This window comes from Roseovarius sp. BRH_c41 (genome assembly GCF_000961715.1).
GTDB lineage: Bacteria > Pseudomonadota > Alphaproteobacteria > Rhodobacterales > Rhodobacteraceae > Roseovarius.
The window spans coordinates 165,836-180,345 of sequence record NZ_LADY01000064.1 but is presented as its reverse complement, the minus strand read 5'-3'; the positions used below and the strand labels follow the sequence as shown (position 1 = coordinate 180,345).

At 61.4% G+C, this 14,510-nt stretch carries 11 protein-coding genes; 7 read left to right on the top strand and 4 right to left on the bottom strand.

Annotated features, from left to right (window positions below; translation table 11 throughout):
* The first annotated feature begins 4 nt into the window (after positions 1-4).
* Both VR71_RS20880 and VR71_RS20875 read left to right on the top strand, forming a co-directional pair.
* The gene (locus tag VR71_RS20880) at positions 5-844 is read left to right on the top strand and encodes an ABC transporter ATP-binding protein (RefSeq protein WP_009816026.1); all 840 of its coding nucleotides are present in this window, start codon (positions 5-7) and stop codon (positions 842-844) included.
* Positions 841-1,692 carry an ATP-binding cassette domain-containing protein gene (locus VR71_RS20875; protein ID WP_045686405.1) on the top strand — a complete coding sequence of 284 codons (852 nt, stop codon included), beginning with the start codon at positions 841-843 and terminating at the stop codon, positions 1,690-1,692. Before VR71_RS20880 ends, VR71_RS20875 begins: the two co-directional genes overlap by 4 nt.
* Positions 1,693-2,022: 330 nt before the next feature.
* Here VR71_RS20875 and VR71_RS20870 read toward each other — a convergent pair whose 3' ends face one another.
* From VR71_RS20870 to torT, 3 genes are all read right to left on the bottom strand, one after another.
* Entirely contained in the window at positions 2,023-2,640 is a 618-nt protein-coding gene (locus VR71_RS20870; protein ID WP_296430715.1) for a hypothetical protein, read from the bottom strand.
* Between the two features lie 296 nt (positions 2,641-2,936).
* Positions 2,937-3,065, bottom strand: a complete 129-nt coding sequence (locus VR71_RS25350) for a DUF6471 domain-containing protein (RefSeq protein WP_296430713.1) — start codon at positions 3,063-3,065, stop codon at positions 2,937-2,939.
* A 52-nt stretch (positions 3,066-3,117) separates the two neighbouring features.
* Positions 3,118-4,173: a TMAO reductase system periplasmic protein TorT gene (torT, locus tag VR71_RS20865; protein ID WP_045686403.1), complete on the bottom strand. Its 1,056-nt coding sequence runs from the start codon at positions 4,171-4,173 to the stop codon at positions 3,118-3,120.
* A gap of 83 nt (positions 4,174-4,256) precedes the next feature.
* Here torT and VR71_RS20860 point away from each other — a divergent pair, with 83 nt between their 5' ends.
* Positions 4,257-7,184 carry an ATP-binding protein gene (locus VR71_RS20860; RefSeq protein WP_045686402.1) on the top strand — a complete coding sequence of 976 codons (2,928 nt, stop codon included), beginning with the start codon at positions 4,257-4,259 and terminating at the stop codon, positions 7,182-7,184.
* Here the strand turns inward: VR71_RS20860 and VR71_RS20855 are convergent.
* Positions 7,157-7,858, bottom strand: coding sequence for a response regulator (locus VR71_RS20855; protein WP_009816022.1), 702 nt, complete (start codon positions 7,856-7,858; stop codon positions 7,157-7,159). The genes VR71_RS20860 and VR71_RS20855 overlap by 28 nt on opposite strands.
* A gap of 159 nt (positions 7,859-8,017) precedes the next feature.
* On the opposite strand from VR71_RS20855, the gene VR71_RS20850 reads away from it, so the two are divergent.
* The 4 genes from VR71_RS20850 (at position 8,018) to VR71_RS20835 (ending at position 14,495) form a co-directional block, all read left to right on the top strand.
* Positions 8,018-8,959, top strand: coding sequence for an ABC transporter substrate-binding protein (locus VR71_RS20850; RefSeq protein WP_045686401.1), 942 nt, complete (start codon positions 8,018-8,020; stop codon positions 8,957-8,959).
* Between the two features lie 74 nt (positions 8,960-9,033).
* Positions 9,034-10,065: a glycine betaine/L-proline ABC transporter ATP-binding protein gene (locus tag VR71_RS20845; protein ID WP_009816020.1), complete on the top strand. Its 1,032-nt coding sequence runs from the start codon at positions 9,034-9,036 to the stop codon at positions 10,063-10,065.
* Entirely contained in the window at positions 10,062-12,017 is a 1,956-nt protein-coding gene (locus VR71_RS20840; protein ID WP_045686400.1) for a proline/glycine betaine ABC transporter permease, read from the top strand. The genes VR71_RS20845 and VR71_RS20840 overlap by 4 nt, the downstream gene beginning before the upstream one ends.
* 186 nt (positions 12,018-12,203) lie before the next feature.
* Positions 12,204-14,495: an arginine/lysine/ornithine decarboxylase gene (locus VR71_RS20835; RefSeq protein WP_045686399.1), complete on the top strand. Its 2,292-nt coding sequence runs from the start codon at positions 12,204-12,206 to the stop codon at positions 14,493-14,495.
* Positions 14,496-14,510 lie beyond the last annotated feature (15 nt).

The following is a 14,510-nucleotide window of genomic DNA, read 5'->3' as shown; positions in this document are numbered from 1 at the left end:
CGGTATGGCGCTTTTGAACATCAAGAACCTGACCGTCAAATTCGCCACCGCCACCGGCAGCTTTACGGCCGTGGACGGGATCGACGTGCATGTCGACCGCGGCGAGGTGCTGGCCATTGTCGGCGAAAGCGGCTCGGGCAAATCGGTCTCGATGCTCGCGGTCATGGGGCTCTTGCCCGATACCGCCAGCATCACCGCCGATGAAATGACCTATGACGGGCGCGACATCTCGAACCTCTCCGCCTCAGAGCGGCGGACCCTCATTGGCCGCGAGATCACCATGATCTTTCAGGAACCTGTCGCCTCGCTCAACCCGTCCTTCACTGTGGGATTTCAGATCGAAGAGGTGCTGCGCCTCAACCTTGGTCTCTCGCGGCGCGATGCCCAAAGCCGCGCGCTCGACCTCTTTCGCGCCGTGGGCATCCCCGAGCCGGAGGCCAAGATCAAAGCCTATCCGCATCAGATGTCCGGCGGGCAATGCCAGCGGGTGATGATCGCCATCGCCATCGCCTCGAACCCGCGCCTTCTGATCGCGGATGAGCCGACAACGGCCCTCGACGTGACCATCCAGAAACAGATCCTCGATCTCTTGATGAAACTGCAAGAGGATTACGGCATGGCGCTGATCCTGATCACCCATGACATGGGCGTCGTGGCCGAAACCGCCGACCGGGTGGTGGTGCAATATCAGGGGAAAAAGATGGAAGAGGCGGATGTGCTCTCGCTCTTTGAAAACCCTCAGAGCCCCTATACCCGCGCCCTGCTCTCGGCGCTGCCGGAACATGCGACTGGCGACCGCCTGCCCACGGTCTCTGATTTCTTTGCGCAGGAGACCGCCCGATGACCGCCGCAGCCATCCCCCCCGTTGTCGAAGGTCGCGGCATCGTGCAGGATTATGCCGTGCCCGGCAGCCTCTTTGCCCGCGCCGGCTCTGTGCGCGCCCTCAACGGCATCGACTTCAAGGTCGACAAGGGCAAGACCCTCGCCATTGTCGGCGAAAGCGGCTCGGGCAAATCGACCCTCGCGCGGATCATTGCCCTGATCGACGCTGCGTCGGGCGGCGAGTTGCGGATTGACGACCACCCGGTCGATATTGCCCGCAAACGCCCCGGCCCCGTCCTGCGCTCCAAGGTGCAGATGGTGTTCCAGAACCCCTATGGCAGCCTCAATCCCCGCCAGAAAATCGGCAATGTGCTGATGGAACCCTTGGTGATCAACACCGATATGCCAAGCTCCGAACGCCGCGACCGCGCCGAGGCGATGATCAAGAAGGTCGGCTTGCAGCCCGAGCATTTCAACCGCTACCCGCATATGTTCTCGGGCGGTCAGCGGCAGCGCATCGCGATTGCCCGCGCGCTCATGCTCAACCCCTCGCTTCTGGTGCTGGATGAGCCGGTCTCGGCGCTTGATCTCTCGGTGCAGGCGCAGGTGCTCAACCTCTTGGCCGATTTGCAGGAGGAGTTCGAGCTGACCTATGTCTTTGTCAGCCATGACCTATCTGTCGTGCGCTACATTGCCGATGAGGTGATGGTGATCTCCAAGGGCGAAGCGGTCGAGCAGGGCAGCCGCGAGGCGCTCTTTGCCGACCCGCAACACCCCTACACCCGCGCCCTCTTTGCGGCGACGCCCGTCACCGATGTCGCAGCCATCCGCAGCCGCGTCGAGCGCCGCAAGGCCGCGAGAAGCGCGTAGGGTGAAGGGTGAGGATTGGAGTTGGGGGAGGCCAGATTTGGCGTTCTACCTATTTTCCAAGGCACGGAGACATCGCTTCTCAGGCACAGCCGCGATGCGATCGTGCTGAAGGCATGACTCTGGTATGACCCGTCTCGTTGCACTGATGGCGGGCCACTTTTTGGAATGACACTGGCGCGACGGGCGGTGGATTTTAAGGTGTCGTGCAATACTGAAAAAATCATGCGTCGTGCGCCCTCAAGTTTCAAAAGTATCATGCCAGCGGAGAGCTGAGCGATGATTGAGGTGCTGGCGCTAAGCATTGCTTTCGCAATGACACTTGGCGTTTTGTCATCTGATCTTGAACCGACCACCCCGTTCCCATTCCACGATACCATCGCCGGAGAATACCTTGGCAGTCATTTTGCCAGTCCGCTGATTGTGAGTGGCTGCATCGGGGGCAACGGTCGAGGATACTGTGAGCCTAACTCTGATACTTTGCGAGTTATCGAACACGTCAACCCACTCCAAATCTAACTCAATATCGAATATTCTGTCGCTGGTCCTATATGCATCAAAAACGGCGTTAGGTATGCCGCTATCAATCCAGCAAATTGGGAGTGGTATGCCGTCCCCAAGGCCCACGGGAATCATTGTTCCCGTACCCGTCTCGACACCTGAGATAAAGTTAGTCGGCCTGATATCCGTAGTTCCAATGGGATAAACAAACGGTGTGATCATAATTAGACGGGCTCGTATTATACAAGACTTTGCCGGGGATTGTCCGAAATTCTGAATAAAAACTTCACAGTTTGCCCAACTCTTATCAACCCTATACGTCGCACCGGTGCACATCAAATAGGCCCGAACTTGCGCTTGCCCCATTTCTCTAGCGTCTCGAAGGGTGAACCAGACAAAGATTACACCAGCGAAAGTTATGACGGCCATTACAATAGTGGCTATCAGCATATACAACGTCCATCGCGCCATTTCAGACTGTGCTATTAGGTCGTCCTGAGCGCGCCGTTGTTCATTTGTAGCATTTATTATTTTCGATACGCATTCCGCAATGTTGACACTTTGCCCTGTGAAGCAGGTGCCGCGAATTTTGGCGTCGGCGTGCCTTTGATAGCTTGCGTTGTGCTGATCGCGCTCGCCTCTGGCTTCGCCTATTTGTGACCCGACATAATAAGAGGCCCAAACCGAAATTATCGCGAGAACCGCTAATCCAAATACAAGTGGTTTCACCCAATCACGCTTAAACATTACAACAAAAACGCTCCGCTAAACTTCCCTTGGGATAGTTCGTCCGCAACACTCAATTCCTCATCGTTGATTCCAATGACCAGCAGCCTTTCAACAAGCTCTGCGTATGTCACGCCATTTCTGTTCAACTCTGCGGTATCGTGTACGAATGGTTCGATGCCAAGAACTCGACACCCCGCGTCACTCCATTTCGAACACCGGGATGAAGCTGGCCGGGGCGAGGGTCTCGGCCAGATCGGTGTTGTCCACCATGTCAGAGGTCACCAACTGGATCTTTGGCCCCGCGTGGCGCAGCTCCAACCTGCCCTCAATCGCCCGTACCGCCATTTCAATGGCCAGTTTGCCCTGCATGATCGGGAAATCCGTGGGCGCCGCCAGAATCCGCCCCCGCCGGATGCCGCGAAACACCGCATGGCTCATGTAATCCGACACGATGCTGATCCGGTCCTGCAAGCCGCGCGCGCGCAGGATTGACACCGCCACCTCGGCGGTGGGGGCGCTGCCCACCAGATAGTCGATCTCAATCCCGCTATCGAGCGTTTCCTCAATGAGCGTCACCTGAATCTCGCGCCCGGTGTCGCCATATTTGGTGAGCGCGATGCTGGCCGAACTCTCTGCGATGGCCTCGCGGAATCCGGCCTCGACAAAGCCGACCCAGCCCGCCCCCTCCGGCCCCGGAAACCACGCCAGCCGCACCGGCGCGCTGCCCTTGGGATGCCGCGCGGCGATAAAGCGGCCGGCCGTTGCCCCCATCTCGTACCACGACACCGCCGCCTTGGCCGCAATCCCCGGATCGGCAATGTCATTGACGGCGGCGATCACCGGCACTTTTTCCGACAGCGCCTGCACCGTCGGCGTCAACCCGTCAAACGACACGGTGCCCACAATCAGCGCATCGGCCCCCTGCGCCACACACTCCGTGATCTGCTCGATCTGCCGCGCGAGATTGGGATAGCCGCCCGCCTCGACCAGACGAAAGCCGACCCCCAGACGCTCGGCCTCTTGCACCATGCCGTAATTCACAGACAGCCAATAGGCATCCTTGAGATGCGGATAGGACACGCAGATCGTCCAGCGCGATGCCGCCCTGTCCAGCGGCCGATAGGCCAAGGGCTGCGCGGCACTTTCATAATCGAACGGCACCGCATGGGTTTGCAGCGGCCAAACCTCTCCCAAAGTCTCGGCCCAGAGCGGAAGCGGCAAGAGCGCGAGCACACAGACGATTATTCTTTGCATGAAAATCTCACTCCTCCGCAGAAAATTACTATAATCTGTCAGGACAGGACTGCAAGAAAGCTGGCGGATCAGGGACGGACCGGATGAGAACCAGAACCGGATTGGGCGCGCGACTGCTCGCGGCGTTTCTCGTGATCGCCGGTCTGCCGGCGCTTGCGGGGTTTTTCGGCTGGTTTGAACTGCGCGATGTCACCCGCGCCCAACAACAGCTCTATGAAAACTCGATCCCGGTCCTGTCGGACATGCGTCGCTTCACGGAAGAAAGCTCGGCCATCATCACCGTCGCCCCGGAACTGGCAGCGGTGGATGACGAGGCCGCACGCCGTGACCGCGCCGCCTACCTCAGCGCGCGGGTGGCGGCGCTCTCGGATCATCTCACCCGGTTTCAATCCGAACATGGCGGCAGCGGCGGCGATATGACCCGCGCCGTCGCGGCCATGAAGGACGGTATCGCCGAGTTGGACCGCTTGGTGAAACAGCGCCTCTCGCTGGTGCAGGCGCGGGAGGAGGGTTTGAACCGCGCCCTCGGAGCGACCTCCGCGCTCTTGAACATGGCTGACACGCTGGTCGCCAATGCCGAAATGGGCACCGCGGCGGTGATTTCGAACCTCTATGAATACGACACCGGCGCGCCCGGCACCTCCTCGCGCCTTGCCACGCTGGACAAGCTGATCGAGGTCGACCTCTTCCAACTCGGTCTGATGTTCGAATTGCGCTCGCGCACTGCCGAAATCGGGCTTCTCTTCAACCGCATCGCCACCTTGACCGAACCGACCGATCTCGCCTCGATCAGCGCCAATCTGCGGGAGCGCACCGAAATCGTCGCACGCCGCGTGGCGGCGATCCGTGATCCGGGCCGTGCCGCGCAGGCGCAGACGCTGCTGGCCACCATCCTGCCACTCAGTGATCCCGCAGGCGGGCAGGGGCTGCTGGGGCTGACGGATGGCATCCTGCAATTGGAACGCCAGATCGACAGCGAACAGGCGGCGCTCCGGGTCTCGGCCACACGGTTGCATGGCGCGGTGACGGATCTTGCCACGCGCGTGCAGGCGGATGCGCTCTTTGCCGGGACCACGTCGATGGAGGTGATCCGCGCCACCCGGTTGCGCAGCGCCGGCGCTGCGGCTCTCGCGCTCTTGCTGTCGCTGGGCGTGCTGTGGTTCTACGTGCGCGGCAATATCTCGCGGCGTCTCGACAATCTCTCGGACATGATGACCCGATTGGCCGCCGGTCAGCTTGATATGCGCGTGGCGCCCCGTGGCAGCGACGAGATTGCCGGCATGGAACGCGCGGTCGAGGTGTTTCGCCGTCAGGCCATCGCCAACCGCAACCTCGAAGAGGCCCGCCGCCACAACGAAGAAGAACTCAACCGCCACCGCACCGCCCTGCAAGAGCTGGTGGCCGAGAAAACCGAACAACTGCGCGGCGAGGTTGAAGCGCATGCCGTGGCCCGCCAAAAGGCCGAGGCCGCAGACCGCGCCAAATCCGAATTCCTCGCGATGATGAGCCATGAAATCCGCACGCCGATGAATGGGGTTCTGGGGATGCTGCGCAATCTTTCGGCAGATGGTCTTTCTGAGGCGCAACTCGAGCAGCTGCGCGCCGCCCGTGCCTCGGGTGAGAGCCTGCTGACCATCCTCAACGACATCCTCAACTATTCCAAAACCGAACTCAGCGGCGCCCATGAGGAACGCGCGGTCTTTTCCATCACCGAGGTGATGCATCTGATCGTGACCCTGCTCGACCCCGGCGCGCGGGAAAAGGGCATCGTGCTCTGGCTCGATCTGCCCGAGGATGCCCCCGCCGCCGTGCTGGGCGATATGGCCAAGCTGCGCCAGATCCTGTTCAATCTCGTCTCGAACGCGGTCAAGTTCACCGAAGAGGGCGAGGTGGTGCTGCGGCTGCGCGTGCGGCCCGCCGGGGCCGGACGTGTCACCCTGATCCTTGAGGTCAGCGACACCGGCAAGGGCATTTCGGCACAGGCGCGCCAGCGCATCTTTGAGGCGTTCGAGCAAGAGGACGGGCTGACCGCACGGCGCTATGGTGGCACTGGGCTTGGCCTCGCGATCTGCCGCAAATTCGCCGAGGTGATGGGGGGCGCGCTCAGTGTCGAGAGCACGCCGAACGTCGGCTCGGTCTTTACCTTCATGGCCGATTTCGACCTGGCCGATGCCGCCGGACTGACCGAAACTCCGCCGGATTGGACCCCGGTGCGCGGCGACCGCAGCCTGCATGCGCTCATCGTCGAGGATCACGAGGTCAACCAGATGGTCGCGCGCAGCTATCTCGAACGGATGGGTCACACAGCGGTCTGCGTCGACAGCGCCGAGGCGGCGCTCGCGCTGCTCACTGCCGAGCGCTTTGATCTGGTGCTGATGGATGTCAACCTGCCGGGTCTTTCGGGCACAGAGGCGACGCGCCGCATCCGCGCCATGCCCGTCGGGCGCAGCCTGCCGATCATCGGCATCTCCGCCCATGTTCAGGACGACGAGGTCGAGGAACAGCTCGATGCCGGGATGGATTGCTTTGTGGCCAAGCCGGTTTCGCCCGAACGGCTGGTCGCGGCGCTGGAACAGGTCACAGGCGGACAGCGGCGCGGCGTCTTCCTCTCGCCCCGGTCGCTCTCGTGGCTGGCGAGCGGGCCGCGCGATGTTCTGGGCAGCATGGTTGCTGATCTCGGTCGGGAGCAGACCGTCGAGGCGATTCACCTCTATCTCGACGGCCTCACCTCGGATGCGACCGCCCTGCAAGAGGCCGTGGACCACCGCGACACCGCCCGCGCCGCCAAGGTCGCACACCGGATGAAGGGGGCGGCAGGCAATTTCAGCCTGCCCGGTCTCTCTGCCTGTTTGAAACAGATCGAAGCCGCCGCCCGGTCGGGCGATCTGACCCCCGTGGCGACGGCGCTCGCCGCTTTTCCCGAGGAAATCGCACAGGCGCGCAGCACAGTCATACAGGCGCTTGATGACCTGACAGCCGCCCCTCAGTCCAAAGTGGCGGTGAACACATAACCCTCGCCATGCGCGGTGGTGATGAACCGTGGCGCGCTGGCGTCTTCTTCCAGTTTGGTGCGCAGGCGGCGGATGATGACATCGACGGTGCGCGTGTCGGGGTGCTGCTGGCGATGGGTGATCACCGTCATCAGCCGCTCGCGGCCCAGAACTTCTCCGGGATGGCGCAGCAACTCCGCCAGCACCTCGAATTCGGCCCGCGTGATCCGGATCGGCTCGCCATCCGGGGCGATCAACTGGCGGGTGGCAAAGGCAAAGGCATAGCCGTGAAACCGCACGTTCTGACGTGAAAAGCGGCGCTGTGCCTCGGTGCGCCGCAACAGGTTCTTGATCCGGGCCAACAATTCACGGCGATTGAACGGCTTGCAGACGTAATCATCCGCCCCCAGTTCCAGCCCGACAATCCGATCCACATCATCGCTGAGGCTGGTGGTCAGGATGATGCCGATATCCGAGCGCGCGCGTTGTTCACGGGTGATCTGCAACCCGTCCTTTCCATCCAGCGTAATATCCACCAGCAAAAGGTCGGCGCGGTCGCTGGCCAGCATCGGATCGGCCTTCTCGGCACTGTCAAAGGCGGTGACCGTATAGCCATGCGATCTGAGATACTCCGCCAGCGTCGTGCGGGTGACGGGTTCATCCTCGATGATCACGATATGGGCCGCTCTTGCCACCTGTGAGCCCTCTGTGCAGTTTCCTCCTGTTAATATTTTTTCACAATTAAGTCCAGTTCGTTCATGCCCTTGGTCTGACGTGTTCATATCCCATCCGTACACTTCTCTCACCAAAGCCCGAGAAACGGGCGGGACACCTCAACACAGGGAGTTTTCAGAATGAGAGTACGTTTGCGAATGGCCGGCGGGGTCGCAGCGCTCGCGATGGCCGCAACGGGTGCCTTGGCGGATTCCGAAGATCCGATCGTCATCCCCATCCACAACTGGTCCAGCCAGATCGTGATGAGCCATGTGGTCGGCCAGATCTTTGAATCGATGGGCAACAGTGTCGAATATGTCTCGACCGACAGCCAGTCGGTTTACGAATCCGTCCGTCTGGGCGATGTCGCCCTCGAAATGGAAGTCTGGGAAGGCGCGTTTGGCGCCTCCTTCCGCGCCGCGCTGGAAAAGGGCGGCTTGCACGACGCGGGCGATCACGATGCCGTCACCCGCGAGGATTGGTGGTATCCGATGTGGACCAAAGACGCCTGTCCCGGCCTGCCCGATTGGGAGGCGCTGAACGCCTGTGCCGCCGCCTTTGCCACACCGGAAACCGGCGAGTCCGGGCGCTTTCTTGGCGGTCCGGTGGACTGGCTCAAGCATGATCAGGAACGTGTCGACGGGCTTGGCATGAACTTCAAGGTCGTCAACGCAGGCTCTGCCGCAGCACTCTGGGCTGAACTGGGCTCTGCCGAAAAGACCAAGACGCCGATCGTCCTCTTCAACTGGACACCCAATTTCGCCGAAGCGGTCTGGCCCGGCGAATTCGTCGAGTTTCCGGAATGGGTCGAAGGCTGCGACAAAGATCCCGCCGTCGGTCCCAACCCGGACAAGACCTATGATTGCGGCAATCCCGCCAATGGCTATCTGAAAAAGGCCGCTTGGGATGGGATGAAGGACAAATGGCCGGATGCCTACACGATGCTGACCAAGATCAGCTTTACCAACCCGCAAATCGCGGAAATGGCCAAGCTGGTAGACATCGACGAGATGGAGCCGGAAGAGGCCGCAACGCATTGGCTGGAAGATAACGGCGACGTCTGGAAGGTCTGGATCAACTGATCCGGCCCTGAATTCCACCTCACCCGTGATCTGCCACGGGTGAGGTTTTGCCATTTATAACAAGGGGGTGTCGCGTGCCGGTGTCTGAACCCGTGATCTCATGCCGCAATGTCTGGAAATTGTTCGGCCCGTCGCCCGAGTCCTATCTCAAGGGCCTCAGGACCGACCCCGGCTTTGATGCCATTCGTCAGGCGGGCTATATCTCGGCGGTGCGTGATGTCTCGCTCGATATCGCGCGCGGCGAGATGCTGGTGATCATGGGCCTGTCCGGCTCCGGCAAATCCACCCTTGTGCGCTGCCTCTCGCGCCTGATCGAGATCACCGGCGGCACTGTGTCGGTCGAGGGGCAGGACATCGGCGCGCTCTCTGAGAAACAGCTGATCGACCTGCGGCGCAACAAGATGGGCATGGTGTTCCAGAGCTTCGGCCTCTTGCCGCATCGCACGGTGCTGGAAAATGTGGCCTTTCCGCTGGAAATGCGCGGGCAGGACCGCGCCACCCGCCGCAAACGCGCGCTGGAGGTGATCGAATTGGTGGGGCTCGGCGGGCGCGAGGATTACTTTCCGCGCGAATTGTCTGGTGGCCAGCAACAGCGCGTCGGCATCGCCCGCTCTCTCGCCATCGAGCCGGATATCTGGTTTCTGGACGAGCCGTTTTCGGCGCTCGATCCGCTCATTCGCCGCGAGATGCAGGACGAATTCCTGCGCCTGCAAGAGTTGCTGGGCAAGACCATCGTCTTTATCACCCATGATTTCGACGAGGCGCTCCGCTTGGCCGACCGCATCGCCATCATGAAGGACGGCGCGGTCGAGCAATGCGACACCCCGGATCAGATCGTCCTGAACCCGGCGACCGACTATGTCCGCAAATTCACCGAAGAGATCGAAAAGGCGCGCGTCGTGCATGCCTCTGGCCTTGCCCGCCCGATCAATGGCACCCGGCCCGAGGGGCTGCCCGTCGCCGGAAAATCCACGATCCGCGCCCTTGCGCGCCTCCTGATCAACGATCCGCGTGAAATCCTGCCCGTCGCCGATGACACAGGCCGCATTACCGGCACCCTCAACCGACAAGAGGCGCTCGATATCCTGCTCGGGGGCCACACATGAGCGAGAGCGCGCTTCCCCTTTCGTCGCCCGCCAAACCGCGGCTCAATCCCGCTTGGGCAATTCTGGCCGTCGCGGTCTGTCTTGTCCTTGCCCGTCCGATACTCCCCGACGCGCTCATGCGTCCCGCCGAAATCCTGATCCTGCCGCTGGCGGATTGGATCAATGCGTTTTTCACATGGCTGCGCGATGATCTGGGGCTGATCCATGTCACCCGCGCCTTTGCCGATGGCATTGAATGGCTGCTCGATGTCACCGCCAATATCCTCTACGGCAAGAACCGCTGGCCGCGCCTTGGCCCGCTGCCGTGGTCGGTCGTGGCCCTCACCGCCGCCTGTCTTGGCTATTGGCTGGGGGGCCGGCGTCTGGCGCTGCTGGCGGGGGGCACCTTTGTCTGGATCGCCCTCATGGGGCAATGGACCTGGGCCATGGAAACCCTGTCGGTCATCGTCGTGGCCGCCCCGTTTTCGGTGCTGATGGGCCTCTTGATGGGGATCGCCGCATGGCGGTGGCACAGGGTCGAGGCGGTGATGAACCCGATCCTCAACATCGCGCAATCGCTGCCGCATTTCGCCTATATGATCCCCGTGGTGGTGTTCATCGGCGTCGGACCCAAGGCGGGGGCCATCGTCACCATCATCTTTTCAGTGCCTCCGATGATCCGCATGACCCTGTTGGGTCTGCGCAAGGTGCCGCCCGAGGTGATCGAGAGCGGCAAGATGTGCGGCAGCACCGGCTGGCAATTGATGACGCGCGTGCGCATCCCGACCGCCCGCACCGAAATTCTGGTGGGCGTCAATCAGGTCATCATGCAATGTCTTGCGATGGTGGTTCTGGCCAGCTTCATCGGCATGCCGGGGCTGGGTCAGAAACTCCTGCAACTGTTGCAGGCGCTCAAGATCGGGCGCTCCATTGAAATCGGCATCACCATCGTCTTGCTCGCGGTGACCCTCGACCGCTGTTCCAAGGCTTGGGCCGAACGTCAGCCCACCCACCACGAACCGGGGATCGGCTGGGGGGTGCGACATCGGGTGCTGACCACCTGGGCCGGGCTGATGGTCGCGGGCTTTGCCCTCTCCGCACTGGTGCCCTTCTTTGCAGAGGTCGGGCGCGGGCAATCGCTCTCGGTGGCGGACCCGCTTGATGCAATGATGACGTGGGTGATCGTGACGGTTGATCCCGTCACCCAATGGCTGCGCTGGTTCCTGATCACCTGGGTTCTCATCCCGGTGCGCGACGCGCTCTTGTGGTTGCCCTACACGGCGGTTCTGGCGCTGCTCGCCGCGGCTGGCTTTGCCGTGGGCGGCTGGCGCTCGGCGCTGATCTGCCTTGGGTTCTTCGGCTATATCGCCCTCACCGGCTGGTGGGATCGTGCCATGATCACCGTCTACACCGTGCTTGTGGCCGTTGCGGTCGCGACCAGCTTTGGCTTTCCGTTTGGTATCTGGGCCGCACGGTATGAGACGCGGGCCAAACGCGTGCTTCTTCTCTGCGACAGTCTTCAGACCTTTCCCAGCTTTATCTACCTCATTCCGGTGATCATGCTCTTTGGCGTCAATGACGTGGCGGTGGTGGGGGCGGTGGTGCTCTTTGCTGCCGTGCCGCTGATCCGCTACACCATCGAGGGGTTGCGCGGCGTGCCCGAGGCGATGATCGAGGCGGCGGATATGTCGGGGGCCACCCGCGCCCAATGCCTGCGCCACGTCCGCCTGCCGCTGGCCTTTCCCACCATCATGGTCGGGGTCAACCAATCGCTGATGTTCTCGCTCTTCATGGTGATCATCGCGGCCTTTATCGGCACACAGGATCTCGGGCAGGAAATGCAACGCGCCCTCAGTTCCACCGATGTGGGCAAGGGGCTTGTTCTGGGCTTTGCCGTGGCCTTCATCGGGCTGATGGCCGATCACCTGCTCAATCGCATGGCCGACAGCCGCCGCCGCGCCTTGGGGCTCTGACCCCAAGGCCCGTCGCCAACGGTGCCACATCGGCGCAAAGCGGCCGCGCCGCTTGGTCACAGGGCTTGACCTCTCCCCACGCAACAGAAAGAAACACGCAAGAGTCGGAAACCTCCGGGCACCCGGGGGGTTTCCCGCTCTGCTTGGCGCGCCTGTCCACCCGCTGTCTCCCGAAAGGAGAAGTCTATGAAATTCCACTTTCCCATCGTGATCATCGACGAGGATTTCAGGTCCGAGAACTCATCGGGTCTTGGTATCCGCGCCATGGCCAAGGCCATAGAGGACGAGGGATTCGAGGTTTTGGGTGTCACAAGCTATGGGGATCTCTCGCAATTCGCCCAGCAACAATCGCGCGCCAGCGCCTTTGTCCTGTCGATCGACGATGAGGAATTCAGCCCCGGCCCCGACATCGACCCGGTTGTCACCAATCTGCGCAATTTCGTGCAAGAAGTCCGGCGCAAGAATTCCGACGTGCCGATCTACGTCTATGGCGAGACCAAGACCAGCCGCCACCTGCCCAACGATGTCCTGCGCGAGTTGCACGGCTTTATCCACATGTTCGAAGACACGCCGGAATTCGTCGCCCGCCACATCATTCGAGAGGCCAAGATCTATCTCGAAGGCATCCAGCCGCCGTTCTTCAAGGCGCTGCTCGACTATGCCGAAGACGGCTCTTACTCCTGGCACTGCCCCGGCCATTCCGGTGGCGTCGCCTTTCTCAAAAGCCCGATCGGCCAGATGTATCACCAGTTCTACGGCGAAAACATGCTGCGCGCCGATGTCTGCAATTCGGTCGAAGAGTTGGGTCAACTGCTCGACCATGACGGCGCCATCGGCGCATCCGAGCGCAACGCCGCGCGCATATTCAACGCCGATCACTGCTTTTTCGTGACCAACGGCACCAGCACCTCCAACAAGATGGTCTGGCATCACACCGTCGCCCCCGGCGATGTGGTCGTGGTTGACCGCAACTGCCACAAGTCGATCCTGCACAGTATCATCATGACCGGCGCAATCCCGGTCTTTCTGCGCCCCACCCGCAACCATTTCGGCATCATCGGCCCGATCCCGCGCGGCGAATTCGAGATCGACTCGATCAAGGCCAAGATCCGCGCCAACCCGCTTTTGGCCGGGGTTGATCCCGACGCCGTGCAGCCGCGTATCCTCACCCTCACGCAATCCACCTATGACGGCGTTCTCTACAACACCGAAACCATCAAGGATCTGCTCGACGGCTATGTGGAGAATTTCCACTTTGACGAGGCTTGGCTGCCCCACGCCAGCTTTCATCCGTTCTACAGCAATTTCCACGCCATGGGCCGCAACCGCGACCGCCCCGAACATTCCGTGACCTACGTCACCCAATCCATCCACAAACTCTTGGCCGGGATCAGTCAGGCCAGCCATATTCTCGTGCAGGACAGCCAGAAAACCAAACTGGATCGCCATCTCTTCAACGAAGCGTATCTCATGCACATCAGCACCAGCCCGCAATACAGCATCATCGCAAGCTGCGATGTCGCCGCCGCGATGATGGAGCCGCCCGCCGGCACCGCGCTGGTCGAGGAGAGCATCGCCGAGGCGCTCGATTTCCGCCGCGCCATGCAAAAGGTCGATGCCGAGTTCGGCGAAGGTGACTGGTGGTTTCAGGTCTGGGGGCCGGATGTTCTGGACGAGGAAGGGATTGGCGAGGCCAAGGACTGGGTGCTCAAGCGCACTGACGCCGATGGCGTGCAACCCTCCGATGGCGAGGATTCATGGCATGATTTCGGCGAAATGGCCCCCGGCTTCAACATGCTCGATCCGATCAAGGCCACGATCATCACGCCGGGTCTCAACCTCGATGGTCGCTTCGAAACAACCGGGATTCCCGCATCCATCGTCACCAAATATCTGGCAGAGCATGGCGTCGTGGTCGAAAAAACCGGCCTCTACAGTTTCTTCATCATGTTCACCATCGGCATCACCAAGGGGCGCTGGAATACCCTGTTGACCGCGCTGCAACAGTTCAAGGACGATTACGCCAAGAACCAGCCGATGTGGCGCGCCATGCCCGAGTTTTGCGCCAAACAGCCCCGCTATGAGAGCATGGGGTTGCAGGATCTCTGCCAGCATGTGCATGCGCTCTACGCCAAATACGATGTGGCGATCCTCTCGACCGACATGTATCTGAGCGACCTCACCCCCGCCATGACGCCCAGCGATGCCTTCGCCCATATCGCGCGCCGCACCACCGAACGTGTCGCCATAGACGATCTTGAGGGGCGCATCACCACCAGCCTCGTCACGCCATATCCGCCGGGCATCCCCCTGCTGATCCCCGGCGAGGTCTTCAACAAGACCATCGTGCAATACCTCAGGTTCAACCGCGCCTTTGCCAAGGAATGTCCGGGCTTTGAAACCGATATTCATGGGCTGGTGCATGAGGTCGATGAGGACGGCGTGATGTGCTATTTCGCCGATTGCGTCGCGCTCTGAGGGCACATTGCGTTT

Coding starts and splice junctions, on each gene's coding strand:
- VR71_RS20875 (WP_045686405.1), top strand. CDS start 841: ATGACCGCCGCAGCCATCCCCCCCGTTGTCGAAGGTCGCGGCATCGTG.
- torT (WP_045686403.1), bottom strand. CDS start 4,173: ATGCAAAGAATAATCGTCTGTGTGCTCGCGCTCTTGCCGCTTCCGCTC.
- VR71_RS20840 (WP_045686400.1), top strand. CDS start 10,062: ATGAGCGAGAGCGCGCTTCCCCTTTCGTCGCCCGCCAAACCGCGGCTC.
- VR71_RS20835 (WP_045686399.1), top strand. CDS start 12,204: ATGAAATTCCACTTTCCCATCGTGATCATCGACGAGGATTTCAGGTCC.
- VR71_RS20860 (WP_045686402.1), top strand. CDS start 4,257: ATGAGAACCAGAACCGGATTGGGCGCGCGACTGCTCGCGGCGTTTCTC.
- VR71_RS20880 (WP_009816026.1), top strand. CDS start 5: ATGGCGCTTTTGAACATCAAGAACCTGACCGTCAAATTCGCCACCGCC.
- VR71_RS20870 (WP_296430715.1), bottom strand. CDS start 2,640: ATGCTGATAGCCACTATTGTAATGGCCGTCATAACTTTCGCTGGTGTA.
- VR71_RS20850 (WP_045686401.1), top strand. CDS start 8,018: ATGAGAGTACGTTTGCGAATGGCCGGCGGGGTCGCAGCGCTCGCGATG.